This is a genomic window from Nocardioides albus, assembly GCF_014648255.1.
Classification (GTDB): domain Bacteria; phylum Actinomycetota; class Actinomycetes; order Propionibacteriales; family Nocardioidaceae; genus Nocardioides; species Nocardioides albus.
In genome coordinates, this window is sequence record NZ_BMQT01000019.1 from 1 (window position 1) to 13,522 (window position 13,522).

A 13,522-nucleotide genomic window follows, 5' to 3' on the forward strand; every position below is an offset into this window, starting at 1 on the left:
GCGGGCGATCGGACCCGGGACCTGGGTCGGAGCGGCCTGAGCCTCCGCAGCAGCCCGAGCCGCTGCGGCCCGATCCGCCGCAGCCCGCGCCGCCGCCGTTTGGTCCGCCGCCGCCAGGTCCGCGGCGCTCTGGGTCGGCGCTGCCGGGGTCTGCGGCCGCTCGGCCTGTTCCGGCGTCGCTTCGGCCTGCTTCAGGCGCATCGTCGTCAGGTTGACGATGCGGCGCGGCGCCGGAGCCTCTTCCTCGGCCTCGACGACGGCCGGAGGACGTACGTCGACCACGACCGAGCCCGCGCGACGGTCGTGCCAGCTCTGGCGACGACCGCGCTCGTCCATCGCGGCAACCCAGGCGAAGGTGGCCGTGCCGATGCCGAGCGTCGGGATCGTGCAGAGACCGAGCAGGGCCTGGCGTACGAACGCCTTGCCGACGCCGATCGGACGGCCCGCCGTTCCGGAGTCATCGCTGACGACGCGGAGGCCGAGGGCCATCTTCCCCGGCGTCTTGCCTCCGGAGCCGGTGAGTACGGTGCCGACCATCCAGACCACCAGCACCACGCCGACGATCAGCGCGACGCCGGGCAGCGGGTCTCCGTTGCGGAAGAAGACCAGCCAGGCGACGAACCCCGCTGCGGCGAAGATCGTCCACGCGATCACCCGGTCGATGGCGAAGGCGTAGAACCGACGATCCGGCTCCGCGATCGCGGCCTCGACCGAGGGCGCCTGAAGGCCGGCCACGCTCACCGCTCGATCACGGGTTGGTCACCCGGATCGTGAGGCTGTCACCGAGGTCGATGACGGCGCCGGGCATCAGCTGGACGGGTACGCCCGGACGCAGATCCTCCGGGCCGAGCCCGGGCTGGACCAGCACGGTGCCGTTGGTCGAGCCGAGGTCGGTGACCACCGCTGCGCCGTGGTCGACTCCTGCACCCGGACGGATCTCGCAGTGCGTCGAGGAGATCTCTTGGTGCGGGCTCGGCACGGTCACGAGCATCGGCTGCTCGGTGGGCGTGAACCGGCTCGCCTCAGGGGCACGACCGACGAGTACGACCCGGTCCACCTCCACGCGGTCGCCGCTGGAGAACTCCAGGCGCGCGACCGGGTAGGCGGTCACCTTCGGAGCCTCGGGCTGACCGGGGATCCCGGCGAGCCCGGCGTTGAGGTCCTCACCGACGCCGATGCGGGTCAGACCGTCGTGGTCGTCCTCATCGGGGTTGGGCTCCTCCCAGACAGGCTCGTCGTGGTTCTGCGGCACCGGGGCCACCGGCGGAGCCGGCGGCGCGGGCGGCGCAGGCGGGGCCGGGAACGCAGGCGGGGCGGGAGGTGCGGGCGGGATGTCGGTCCCTGGCGGGCCGAGCGGCGGGCCGTCCTCGGGCTGCGCCTCGATCGGTGCGTCGACCGGGGCGGACTCGATCAGACCCTCGGCCGGCGCCTCGAAGGGAGCGGGCGGCGCATCGACCGGCGGCGGAGGAGGCGTCGTCAGCGGCGGCGGGGGCGGCATCGACGGCGGTCCGAAGGCGGGCGCCTGAGCGGACTCCGGCTCGTCGAACGACCGGGGCTCTTCGTACGAGCGGGGCTCGTCGTAGGTCTCCTCGTCGACGACGTCGAGGACCTCGGTCTCGGCGTCGGGGGCGGCGTCTCCGTCAGCCACAGGCTCCGGGGAGACCGCGGCCGGCCCGAAGGATGACGCCACCGCAGCGGCGTGCTCGTCGCTGGCGTAGTCGTCCTCGTAGCCGGCGGAGGCAGACTGGGGATAGTCCTGGTCGACCTGGTCCTCGGCGCCGTCCGCGTCGTGCGACGCGGCGGGCATCTCGAACGCCTCGGTCGGCTCGGTCAGGTCGTCATGCCGAGGGGCCGGCGCCTCGCCGGACTCCTCACCACGGTTGACCGAGATCGGCTCGTCCGGGTCGGAGTCCATGTCGAACTCGGACTCCGGTGCGCGGTCGGAGTCGTCGCCGAGGCCCGGGAGGTCACCCGAGACCGGGATCGGCGGCACGACAGAGAGCGAAGGCGGAGCCGCGACCGGCTCGTCCTCGTCGGGGCTCTGCTCCTCGACGGGGTCGGAGTAGTCGTCCTCGGGCAGAGGATCGGTGAGCGGGTCGCCCGGCGCGGGCTCGTCGACACTGTCGTCCGCGCCCTCCTCGACCGCCACCGGGGCGCCGACGAATCCGGCGCGGCTCTCCGGCGAGTCGTCGTGGGCGGACTCCGGCGCCGGCGGCGGAACCTCGAGGCCCGAGACCCGCAGCAAGCCACCGAGAGCCGTCATCGGCTCACCGGTCGCGCCCTCCTCGCCGAGCGAGACAGACATCCGGGTGACACCCTCGAGGGTGCGCTCGACCCACGTCTTCGAAGACGACCCGTCTACCTCGACGGTGCCCTCAGCGGCGTCGAACGAGACCACCGACGCGCCGCGCACGACCGTGCGTACGCTGCCACCGTCAGGCGTCACGTCGCCCGAGATGAGGACGAAGCCCGGCAACGAGCTCAGCCCGGTCGCGACGAGCGCATCGAGCACCTCGTCGAACCCGGCACCGTCATCGACCAGCGCCCACAGCGCACCCGCACGGCTCTTCTCCGAGGGCGGGAGCAGCACCGTGGCGCTCTCACCGATGATGCCGAACCACGTGCCCGGCATGTAGGACGTGCTTGCGATGGTTGCTGACTGCTCACTCATGGCAGCACTCCTAGCTTCTGCTCCATACTCACCCTTTGTTGCTCCGAGTCATACGGGTTCTCCTCCGTCAATCCCATCACATCGACCACGATCGCGGTGGCGTTGTCCCTGCCACCCGCCTCGACCGCGGCGGCGACGAGCTTCTCGGCGGTGTCGCGGGCGTCGGTGTCCTCCGCCGCGAGGATGTCGGCGATCTCAGCATCCGAGATCATTCCGCTCACGCCGTCCGAGCACAGCATCAGCCTGGCACCGACCGGCAGCGTCACCTGGAAGATGTCGGGGACCGCGGGAGCCATCCCGCCCAGCGCCCTCGTCACCACGTTGCGCTCCGGGTGATGCTCGGCCTGCTCGCGCGTGATCTGCCCGGCGTCGACCAGCTCCTGGACCAGACTGTGGTCGCGGCTGAGCTGGCTCAACGTACCGTCGAAGTATCGGTAGATCCGCGAGTCACCGACGTTGAGCAGGATCCACAGCGGGCTGCTCCCGCCGTCGGCGATCAGTGCCGCGGCGCAGGTCGTGCCGGACTGATAGTCGGAGGCCCCGCGCGAGCGCTGCTCGAGCGCAAAGGCCACGATCCGGTCCTGTGCAGCCTGGAGCGCCTCGACCATCGCCTGGCTACCGGACTCGGACACGTAATGGGTCCCGCCGAGCTTGGCGAACTCCTGGATGACCATCTCGCTGGCGATGTCACCACCATCGTGGCCGCCCATGCCGTCGGCTACGACGAAGACCGGAGGCTCAGCCACATGTGAGTCCTCGTTGACCTTCCGCACCTGCCCGACATCGGTCGCGGCCCCGTGTGCGATCACTACTTTCCTGGACATCTCGCCCCCTAGGCCTGCCGGGATAGCGTGATGCTGATGGACACAGGCTTCCGCTCGCTCGCAGACCAGTTGCGCTCTTGGCCCACAGAGCGCATCTCACGCCTGCTTCTTGCTCGTCCTGATCTCGCCACGCCGTCCCCTCATGACTCCGGCCAACTCGCCGCCCGAGCAGCCACTCGCACATCCTTGCACTCTGCGCTGGATGACCTTAGCCATCTCCAGCTGATCGTGCTTGATGCCGTTGTCCTCGCGAATCAAACCACCAAAGCCCACTTATCTTCCATGGTGAACGCGGAAGTGGACGCCACGACACGAGCACTTTCTCATCTGGAGGACACCTGCCTGGTGTGGCACTCCCTCAACGGCCTGCGTGCCGTGACCGGTGTCGCAGCCCTGTTGCCGGGCTCGCCGGGGGTCTCCGGGCTGCAGCCCTTCGCCGGCCATCTCGGGTCTGACCAGGAAGAAGTCGTACGCCGCCTCGCGGCTGTCTCCACCGAGGCCCGCGCCATGCTGGAGGCGGTCGACACCGGCGGCGGCCAGGCCTCCTCCTCTCGCGCGCGCCCGCGCGTATCGGTGGCAGACGCCGCCGGGCCCGCGGAGGAGCTGATCGCTCACGGCCTGCTGGTGCCCTCGGGCGACGAGATGCTGATCCTGCCCGGCGAGGTCGGCGTGGCGCTGCGCGGCGGCCGGACGACGCTCGCCCCCGCCGACGTCCCACCGCCGCTGCCGACCTCCTCCCGCCCGTCGGCCCAGGTCGACCGGGCCGCCGCGGGCGCCGCCTTCGAGCTCGTACGCAACCTGGAGCTGCTCCTCGACGCCTGGGGCGCCAGGCCTCCCCGGTCGCTGCGCGGCGGGGCGGGGCTGACGGTGCGGGACCTGAGAGCCACCGCCGAGCGGCTGCACGTCAGCGAGCCGACCGCAGCGCTGCTGATCGAGGTCGCCTGGGCTGCCGGCCTGCTCGCGCTCGGCACCGACGAGGAGGGCAACCCGTCCTGGATGCCCACCGTGCTCTACGACCAGTGGCTCGAGCAGCCGCTGGCGGCCCGCTGGGCGCACGCAGCCGGAGCCTGGCTGGCGACGCCGCGGCTGCCTGGCCTGGTCGGTCAGCGCGACCCTGCCGGAAAGACCTGGAACGCGCTGGCCCCCGACATGGCCGGCGCATCGGCAGCGGAGACCCGGCGACTCGCCCTGCGCCTCCTGGCCGACCTCGCGGACGGCGAGGTGCTCGCGGCCGGCACCGGTCCCGCCGCTGTGGTGGCGAGGATGGCCTGGGAACGGCCGCGGCGGCCGCGCACCCGCACCGAGTCACGCGAGTCTCTGGTCGCCTGGACGCTCAGCGAGGCGGAGACGCTCGGCCTGGCGGCGCTCGGGGGGCTGGCGGCGTACGGTCGACTGCTGGTGGCCGGCGAAGACCCGATCCCGACGTTGGCCGGCATGCTGCCGGAGCCGGTCGACCATGTGCTGCTCCAGGGCGACCTGACCGCGGTCGCGCCGGGGCCGCTCGAGCCGGCGCTGGCGCGCACGCTGGCCGTGGTGGCGACCGTGGAGTCGCACGGCGGGGCGATGGTCTACCGCTTCACCAAGGAGTCGGTGCGCCGCGCGATGGACCGGGGCTGGACCGCTGCCGAGATCCAGGCCTTCCTCGCCGCCGCCTCGCGTACTCCCGTGCCGCAGGCGCTGGCCTACCTCGTCGACGACACGGCGCGCACCTTCGGGACGATCCGGGTCGGGTTCGCCGCCGCCTACCTGCGCAGCGACGACGAGGCGGCGCTGGCCGAGCTGCTGGCCCACCCTGCGGCCAGGTCCCTGGGGCTGCGTCGGCTGGCGCCGACCGTGGTCCTCAGCACCGTCGCGCTCGACTCGCTCCTCCCCCGCCTGCGCGAGCTCGGGCTGGCGCCGGTCGTCGAGGCCCCGGACGGCTCGGTCCACGTCGCGCGCCCCGACGCCAAGCGCGCCAAGGTGCGCACCGGCCAGCGCCCGGCCGGTGTCCAGGAGGCCCATCTCGCCGCCCGCGCGACCGCGGTGGCGGCCAGGGTGAAGGCAGGCGACGAGACCGCCACCGCACGCCCTACCCCGCCGGAACCGGCCTCGACGGTGGCGATCCTCCACGAGGCCATCGATGCCGGGGAGAAGGTCGTCATCTCCTACGTCGACGGCCGCGGGGTCGCCGGGGAGGCGCACGTCGAGCCGCTCGGCCTGGACGGCGGCTCGCTCGCGGCCCGGGTCGAGGACGACGTACGCTCCTTCGCCCTCTCCCGCATTCGGAGCGTGCGCCCGACGCAGCCGTAGGCTGGTGCGGTGAACGACGGCCCCCTGATCGTCCAGTCGGACAAGACGCTGCTGCTCGAGGTCGACCATGCCCGGGCAGGTGAGTGCCGCAAGGCGATCGCGCCGTTCGCAGAGCTCGAGCGGTCGCCGGAGCACATCCACACCTACCGCCTCACGCCGCTGGGACTGTGGAACGCGCGCGCCGCCGGCCACGACGCCGAACAGGTCGTCGACACGCTGCTGGAGTTCTCCCGCTACCCCGTCCCCCACTCTCTCCTGGTCGACGTCGCCGAGACGATGGCCCGCTACGGCCGGCTGCGGCTGGAGAAGAACCCGGCCAACGGCCTGGTGCTGGTCTCCTCCGACCGGGCGGTGCTCGAGGAGGTCCTCCGGGCGAAGAAGATCTCCGGGATGCTCGGCGCCCGGGTCGACGAGGACACCGTCGTCGTCCACCCCTCCGAGCGCGGCAACCTCAAGCAGGCGCTGCTCAAGCTCGGCTGGCCGGCCGAGGACTACGCCGGCTACGTCGATGGCGAGGCCCACACCATCGCCCTGGACACCACCGACTGGACGCTTCGTCCTTACCAGACGGAGGCGGCCGAGTCGTTCTGGCACGGTGGCTCCGGGGTCGTCGTGCTCCCCTGCGGCGCCGGCAAGACGCTCGTCGGCGCTGCCGCCATGGCGCATGCCCAGGCGACCACGCTGATCCTCGTCACCAACACCGTCTCCGCGCGGCAGTGGAAGGACGAGCTCGTACGCCGCACCTCGCTGACCCCTGACGAGATCGGCGAGTACTCGGGCTCGGTCAAGGAGATCCGGCCGGTCACGATCGCCACCTACCAGGTGCTGACCACGCGACGGAAGGGCGCCTACCCGCACCTGGAGCTGCTCGACGCCCGCGACTGGGGGCTGGTCGTCTACGACGAGGTCCACCTCCTTCCCGCGCCGATCTTCCGGATGACTGCCGACCTGCAGGCGCGCCGCCGGCTCGGGCTGACGGCGACGCTGGTGCGCGAGGACGGGCGCGAGGGTGACGTCTTCTCCCTGATCGGCCCCAAGCGTTACGACGCCCCCTGGAAGGACATCGAGTCACAGGGCTGGATCGCGCCGGCGGACTGCGTCGAGGTGCGGGTGACGCTGCCGGCCGACGAACGGCTCGTCTACGCCACCGCCGAGCCCGACGAGCGCTATCGGATCGCCTCGTGCACGCACCACAAGATCGACGTGGTCAAGGAGATCGTCGCCTCCCACGCGGGCAAGCCCACGCTCGTGATCGGGCAGTACCTCGAGCAGCTCGACGAGATCGCCGCCTCGCTCGACGCCCCGGTGATCGAGGGCAAGACCTCGATCAAGGAGCGGCAGCGGCTCTTCGAGGCCTTCCGCTCCGGCGAGATCGATCTGCTCGTCGTCTCCAAGGTCGCCAACTTCTCGATCGACCTGCCCTCGGCCGAGGTCGCGATCCAGGTCTCCGGGGCGTACGGCTCCCGGCAGGAGGAGGCTCAGCGGCTCGGCAGGCTGCTGCGTCCCGGCGACGGCAACAAGACCGCGCACTTCTACACGATCGTCTCCCGCGACACCGTCGACGCCGACTTCGCCCAGAACCGCCAGCGCTTCCTGGCCGAGCAGGGCTACGCATACCGGATCGTCGACGCCGACTCGCTCGACGACCTCACCTCCTGAGCAGGTTCCGGCCCGCAAGTCCGGCAACGACCGACGTCGATGTCGGTTGAATCGTTTTGCCTGTCAGGCGCGATTCCGTGGCCGGATGCAGCCAAATGCGTTGTCAGGTTGATGTGACGCACGCCATACTGATTGAACCGTTTCAATCCCCCGCCCTCAGGAGTCGCTGTGCGCCGACGCATCGCCGGGTCGTTAACGACCTGTCTCGCCGTCATCCTCGTCCCCACCGTGTCACCACCGATGGCCGGCGCCGCCCAGCCGCTCGCGCAGGAGGCAGCCGACTCGCTCCCTGTCGTCGATGAGCTGCGCACCAACGCGCTGGTCGACCCGCTCGGGATCGCGACGACCGCTCCCACGCTCGGGTGGCAGCTCGACTCCGACCGCCGCGGCGTGACCCAGACGGCCTACCAGATCCGGGTCGCCTCCACGACGGAGAAGCTCACCTCGCCCGATGTGTGGGAGAGCCCGAAGGTGAAGTCGAGCCAGTCGGTCGATGTCACGTACGCCGGGCCGGCCCTGAAGCCTCGTACGGACTATGTCTGGGCCGTGCGGGTCTGGGACGACAAGGGTGCTCCGTCCGCCTGGAGCGAGCCGGCGACCTTCGCGACCGGACTCGGCGACCAGGCCTGGACCGCCGACTGGATCGGTCCGGAGACACCCGAGCTGGGCGCGGAGTGGACCGACTACACGATCGAGTTCACCGCCTCCGACATCAAGGGTGCTCTCGGCGTCTACTTCCGTGGCCAGGACACCGAGAACGCCTACATGTGGCAGCTCAGCGAGACCGACGACGCCCTCCGGCCGCACGTGAAGCGCAACGGCGGCTACTCGGTGCTCCCCGCGAAGCCGGTCCCTGCCGGCTTCGACTTCGACGCCGAGCACGACTACGCGATCAACGTCGCGGGCGACACGATCACCACCACGATCGACGGCCAGCAGCTCGATCGACGCACCGACGCCAGCTTCTCGAAGCCGGGCGTCATGGGCTTTCGCACCAACGGGGCAGAGTCCGGCGTGGTTCAGGACGTCACCGTAACCAGCGCTGACGGCACGACCCTCGTGGACACCGACTTCCCGGCCGACGACCACACCTTCACCTCCGGCACAGTCACCGACGACGGGCTCCGCGTCGACGGCTCCGGCGGCGAGGCCTGGCTGAGGCGCGACGACGGGCTGCCGTTGCTGCGCAAGGAGGCCGACCTGGGCGAGAAGAAGATCGCCCGCGCCCGCATCTACGCCTCCGCACGCGGTGTCTACGAGCTGCGCCTCAACGGCGAGCGAGTCGGCGACGCCGAGCTCGCACCGGGCTGGACGGCGTACGACAAGCGCATCGACTATCAGACCTACGACGTGACCGACCAGGTCACCTCGGGCGAGAACGTGCTCGGCGCCGAGGTCGCCCCGGGCTGGTACACCGGCAAGGTCGCGATGTTCGGCACGGACGTCTACGGCACCGAGAACTCCCTCATCGCCGAGCTCGTCGTCGACTACGCCGACGGCACCAGCGAGACCATCCGCACCGACGACACCTGGCGTACGACGGGCGGACCGACCCGTGAGGCCGACCTGCTCGACGGCGAGTGGTACGACGCCCGGCGCGCCGCCGCCGTCGACGGCTGGGATGAGACCGGATACGACGACCAGGACTGGGCCGCCACCGCGGTGCGGGACGAACCGACCGACGTGCTCGAGCCGCAGACGACGGTCGACGTACGCGTGACCGAGGAGCTCGAGACCGCCAAGCGGATCGAGTCGCCGACCGACGGCGTCTACCTCTACGACCTCGGCCAGAACATGGTCGGGCACGTCCGGATCAAGCTGCAGGGCAAGAAGGGTCAGACGGTCAAGATCCGTCACGGCGAGGTGCTCAACCCGGACGGCACGCTCTACACCGCCAACCTGCGCTCCGCGAAGGCGACCGACACCTACACCTTCGGTTCCGACGAGCCGGAGACGTTCGAGCCGTCCTTCACCTTCCACGGTTTCCGCTACGTCGAGGTCTCGGGCGTCGACGAGGCGCCCGACGCCGACGACATCGTGGGCGTCGTGGTGGGCACCGACGGCGACCTGACCAGCAAGCTGGACACCAGCTCCGACCTGATCGACCAGCTGCAGAGCAACATCGTCTGGGGCATGCGCGGCAACTTCCTCTCGATCCCGACCGACACCCCGGCACGCGACGAGCGGATGGGCTGGACCGGCGACATCAACGTCTTCGCCCGGACGGCGGTCTACAACATGGACTCCGAGTCGTTCCTGACCAAGTGGCTGCAGGACCTTCGCGACACCCAGCGCCCGAACGGGTCGCTGCCCGGCGTCGCCCCGGTCGTCCCTGGCCGCTTCGACGGCGGCTACGAGTCGGCAGGCTGGATGGACGCCGGCGTGCACGTGCCCTGGACCCTGTGGCAGGCGTACGGCGACACCGGCGTCATCACCGAGAACTACGACATGATGAAGCGGTACGTCGACTTCCTCGACGCCGACTCGACCGGCCACATCCGGTCGGCCGGCGGCTACCTCGACTGGCTCAACCTCGACGACCCGACGCCCGCGGACGTCTTGGACACGGCGTTCGTCGCGAAGAGCACGCGCGAGTTCGCGCAGATGGCGAAGGCCATCGGGCGGGACGGCGACGCCGCGGCGTACCAGGCTCGCTACGAGGCCATCCGGGCTGCCTATCAGAAGGCCTTCATCGGCGCCGACGGCTCGGTCAAGGGTGACAGCCAGACGGCGTACATCCTCACCCTGACCAACGATCTCGAGCCGGAGGACCGCCGCGAGGCGGTGTACGAGCAGTTCGTGCAGACGCTCGAGCGACGTGACTACCACCTCTCCACCGGCTTCCTCGGTGTCGACGGGCTGCTGCCGGCGCTGACCAAGGCAGGTCGCACCGACATCGCCTACAAGCTGCTTCAGCACCAGGACTACCCGTCGTGGGGGTACGAGATCGGCAAGGGCGCGACCACCATCTGGGAGCGCTGGAACTCGATCAACCCGGACGGCTCGTTCAACGACGTGGGCATGAACTCCTTCAACCACTACGCCTACGGCGCGGTCGGTGAGTGGATGTACCGCACCATGGCCGGGGTGTCCGAGGCCGCGCCGGGCTATCGCAAGGTGCGGATCGCGCCGGAGCCGGGCGAAGGCATCGACGATGTCGACTACAGCCTCGAAACCCCGTACGGCACGGTCAAGAGCGCGTGGAGCACGGCCGACGGTCCGATGACCCTGGACGTCACCGTTCCGGCGAACACGACCGCCGAGGTGCGGATCCCGGCCGCGAACCGGTGGGCGGTGACGGAGAGCGGTTTGCCGATCGAGGACGCCAAGGACGTCGAGTTCGTGCGGTACGACGAGGACGTGGTCGTGGTCGAGGTCGGGTCCGGTAGCTACAGCTTCGCGGTCGCTCCGGCGCTCGGTGACCTCGGTGCCGCGCGGGCCGGGGGCGCCACGACGGCTGCCAAGATCTCCGCGCTGCCTGTGGAGGGCACCAGTGGCAAGGCCGCCAAGCGCGACCTCACCGATCGGACCGACACGCTGCGCGGCGAGATCGACGCGGCCTGGGATCTCGCGGCCGACGACGCCGCTGCCCAGGACGTCGCCGAGGCGGTCCATCTCGGGCTCGCAGCGGCCGCCAGGCTCGACAGCGCCGTTCAGATGTACGCCGCCACCGGTGCGCTCGCTGCTGCGGCCGCGGCCGATCTGCGCGATCGGGTGACGACGATCGAGAAGAGCCTCTCGCGTGCGTCTGCGCGACTGGTCGGTGCGGTCACCACCCTGCAGGTCCCCGCCGAGGAGGTCCTCCCCGGCGACGTCGTCGAGATGTCGGTGCGGGTCGACAACACCGGCAAGCAGCCGCTGAGCGACGTCACCTCCGCGCTCGACGTGCCCGAGGGCTGGACGGCGGAGCCGGTCGGCACGCCCGCCGGCGAGGTGCCCGCCGACGGCCATGTCGAGCACGTCTTCGAGGTCAAGATCCCCGACGACGCCGAGGTCGGCACCGTGGACCTGACCGGCGAGGTGTCCTACATCCGCTCGGGCGGTACCGCCGTGCTCCCGGTCGGCGGCACCCTGATGATCGGCTCCGCAGTGGAGATCACTGCGACCTCGAGCGCCCCGGCGTCGGTCGACGGCGGCCAGACGGCAACCGTCACCGCCGTGCTGCACAACCGCAGCGGGGTCACCCAGCGCGGCGAGGTCGCGCTGACCGGCCCCACAGGCTGGATGGCGGAACCCGTCGGCTACGAGATCTCGGCAGGGCAGGACACCGAGGTCGACATCGAGGTCGTCGTGCCGCAGAGCGTCGTGGCCGGCCCTGCGGCGCTGACCGTCGCGACCGGGCCGGCGCCGACGGAGCAGGCAGCGGCCACCGTCACCGTCGGGCTCGCGACACCGCCGGCAGACTCGGCCGATCATGTCGACCTCGGCGACGCGACCTCGGAGACCGCTCACCGGCTGACCGCCTCCGAGTGGTCGGGATCGAACCAGGAGGCGGGGCTGACCCGCCGCTACACGCACTCCTCCTATCCCGGGGGCTGGTTCGAGTTCGACGCCGAGGTGCCGACGGACCGACCGTTCGTGGTCCGCATCGTCGAGACGTTCGACGGCGCGAGGCGCAAGACCTACGACGTCACCCTGGACGGTCAGGTCGCGCACAGCGTGGACCTGAGCCGCACCGCCGGCGGGCAGGGCACGATGACCCACCAGTTCCTGGTGGAGCCCTCGGACCTGACTGCGGACGGCTCAGCACGGATCCGGTTCCAGGACACCGCCGGCGACTATGACCCGTCGGTCGCCGACGTATGGGTGGTGCCGATCCGATGAGACCCGGCCACCCAGGCACGGCCTGACCGACCATCCCGCCGGCTCCGAGCATCTCAGCCCAGCGCTGCCACTCGGAGCCGGTGGGGCGGTGGACAGTTCTGGACCCACTGGTCCCGGCACTCCTGACACAGCAGGTAGGTATGGGTGCAGCGATCGTCGGGACAGATCACGGTGACGGCATAGGCCGCCACCTCCCCACAGGGCTCCACGTCACTGTCCGGGCTGCCGCAGCTGCACTCGCACGCCGGCCGCTCGGCGAACTCCTCCTCGAGCCGTTCGATCTCCTCATCGATGGTCACGCTCATGGTCATGACATCTCCTCCGTCTGGATCGGATGTCGTCCTCAGCACCACCTAAGCAGAGGCCACCGACAAGATTGGCTCAACCGGTCGGCACACCCGGCCTCACTCGTCCAGCCAGCGGCCGTTGCGCATCAGGTGGCGGCCCTCGAGCTCGTTCTCTTCGCGCCAGGCCTGGACCTTCGTCGGCCGCACCCGGATCAGGCTGTCTGCCCAGGTGCTCGGATCCCCGCCCTGCTTCTCGGCGTAGATCTCGAGCACCCGCTTCGGCGTACGGTCCATCGGCGCGACCTCGGCACGACCGTCGATGATCACCACGTCCCGCAGCTCACCGAGCGCCAGCCGCACGGCAGGGGAGGCCGACAGGTTCCGCTGCGTACGCGCACCGCCCATGCTCGCGATCCAGATCTCGCCCTCCCACCACACGAACGAGATCGGCACCAGCCACGGCTGGTCCTCGTGCGCCGAGGAGATCCACAGGTCGACGTCGTTCTCCAGACGGGCGCGGGTGTCAGCGAGCCTCTGAGCGAGGGAGCGAGGAGCAGCCATGGCCGCACCCTAGCCGTGGACCATGCGGCTCGGTCCATGATTTTCCGGACGCAGAACGGGGAAGATGGGCACATGGAGACCTGGGAGTTCGAGGCCGAGCTGTGGCCATGGAAGGAAGAGACGGATGCCTGGATCTTCGTGACCGCTCCGCCCGAGGTGACCGAGGACATCAGGGAAGCGTCGATCGCGGTCGGTCCGCCCCGCGGATTCGGATCGGTGAGGGTCGAGGCGAGGATCGGGACGACCGTCTGGCGGACCTCGGTCTTCCCAGGTCAAGACGGCTATGCGCTGCCGATCAAGAAGGACGTACGCCGCCGGGAGGGCCTCGAGGTCGATGACCGCGCCGTCATCACCATCACGCTGATCTGACCGCGCGAAATTCCCGCGCGTGGTCGGCCGTCGACATG

Annotated in this window: 9 protein-coding genes; 4 read left to right on the plus strand and 5 right to left on the minus strand. The window is 70.5% G+C overall.

The genetic code is table 11. The annotated features are described in order from the left end of the window. The 3 genes from IEY84_RS26190 to IEY84_RS26200 all read right to left on the minus strand — a co-directional run. Nucleotides 1-735, minus strand: a 735-nt coding sequence (locus IEY84_RS26190; RefSeq protein WP_189129328.1) for an RDD family protein, incomplete at its 3' end; no start/stop codon positions are given. A gap of 13 nt (nt 736-748) precedes the next feature. Further along, the gene (locus IEY84_RS26985; RefSeq protein ID WP_183544427.1) at nt 749-2,671 is read right to left on the minus strand and encodes an FHA domain-containing protein; all 1,923 of its coding nucleotides are present in this window, start codon (nt 2,669-2,671) and stop codon (nt 749-751) included. Further along, nucleotides 2,668-3,495 (minus strand): PP2C family protein-serine/threonine phosphatase, encoded by an 828-nt coding sequence (locus IEY84_RS26200; RefSeq protein WP_183544429.1) that lies wholly within the window; start codon nt 3,493-3,495, stop codon nt 2,668-2,670. The genes IEY84_RS26985 and IEY84_RS26200 overlap by 4 nt, the downstream gene beginning before the upstream one ends. 282 nt (nt 3,496-3,777) lie before the next feature. Here IEY84_RS26200 and IEY84_RS26205 point away from each other — a divergent pair, with 282 nt between their 5' ends. The 3 genes from IEY84_RS26205 to IEY84_RS26215 all read left to right on the plus strand — a co-directional run bounded on the left by IEY84_RS26205 (nt 3,778) and on the right by IEY84_RS26215 (nt 12,267). Next, nucleotides 3,778-5,784, plus strand: coding sequence for a helicase-associated domain-containing protein (locus IEY84_RS26205; RefSeq protein WP_229789034.1), 2,007 nt, complete (start codon nt 3,778-3,780; stop codon nt 5,782-5,784). A 9-nt stretch (nt 5,785-5,793) separates the two neighbouring features. Then, complete coding sequence (locus tag IEY84_RS26210) at nt 5,794-7,443, plus strand: DNA repair helicase XPB (RefSeq protein ID WP_183544433.1); 1,650 nt, start codon at nt 5,794-5,796, stop codon at nt 7,441-7,443. Nucleotides 7,444-7,611: 168 nt separating this feature from the next. Then, entirely contained in the window at nt 7,612-12,267 is a 4,656-nt protein-coding gene (locus IEY84_RS26215) for a family 78 glycoside hydrolase catalytic domain (RefSeq protein WP_229789036.1), read from the plus strand. Between the two features lie 53 nt (nt 12,268-12,320). Here IEY84_RS26215 and IEY84_RS26220 read toward each other — a convergent pair whose 3' ends face one another. After that, nucleotides 12,321-12,578, minus strand: a complete 258-nt coding sequence (locus IEY84_RS26220) for a hypothetical protein (RefSeq protein ID WP_183544435.1) — start codon at nt 12,576-12,578, stop codon at nt 12,321-12,323. 93 nt (nt 12,579-12,671) lie between these two features. Continuing rightward, nucleotides 12,672-13,115, minus strand: coding sequence for a pyridoxamine 5'-phosphate oxidase family protein (locus IEY84_RS26225; RefSeq protein WP_183544437.1), 444 nt, complete (start codon nt 13,113-13,115; stop codon nt 12,672-12,674). A 72-nt stretch (nt 13,116-13,187) separates the two neighbouring features. Here IEY84_RS26225 and IEY84_RS26230 point away from each other — a divergent pair, with 72 nt between their 5' ends. Continuing rightward, nucleotides 13,188-13,484, plus strand: coding sequence for a DUF1905 domain-containing protein (locus IEY84_RS26230; protein WP_183544439.1), 297 nt, complete (start codon nt 13,188-13,190; stop codon nt 13,482-13,484). The last annotated feature ends 38 nt before the right edge of the window (nt 13,485-13,522 follow it).

What these genes read in the sequence shown, in the direction of transcription:
- IEY84_RS26230 (WP_183544439.1), top strand. Translation starts at nt 13,188, where the DNA reads ATGGAGACCTGGGAGTTCGAGGCCGAGCTGTGGCCATGGAAGGAAGAG.
- IEY84_RS26220 (WP_183544435.1), bottom strand. Translation starts at nt 12,578, where the DNA reads ATGACCATGAGCGTGACCATCGATGAGGAGATCGAACGGCTCGAGGAG.
- IEY84_RS26985 (WP_183544427.1), bottom strand. Translation starts at nt 2,671, where the DNA reads ATGAGTGAGCAGTCAGCAACCATCGCAAGCACGTCCTACATGCCGGGC.
- IEY84_RS26200 (WP_183544429.1), bottom strand. Translation starts at nt 3,495, where the DNA reads ATGTCCAGGAAAGTAGTGATCGCACACGGGGCCGCGACCGATGTCGGG.
- IEY84_RS26205 (WP_229789034.1), top strand. Translation starts at nt 3,778, where the DNA reads ATGGTGAACGCGGAAGTGGACGCCACGACACGAGCACTTTCTCATCTG.
- IEY84_RS26225 (WP_183544437.1), bottom strand. Translation starts at nt 13,115, where the DNA reads ATGGCTGCTCCTCGCTCCCTCGCTCAGAGGCTCGCTGACACCCGCGCC.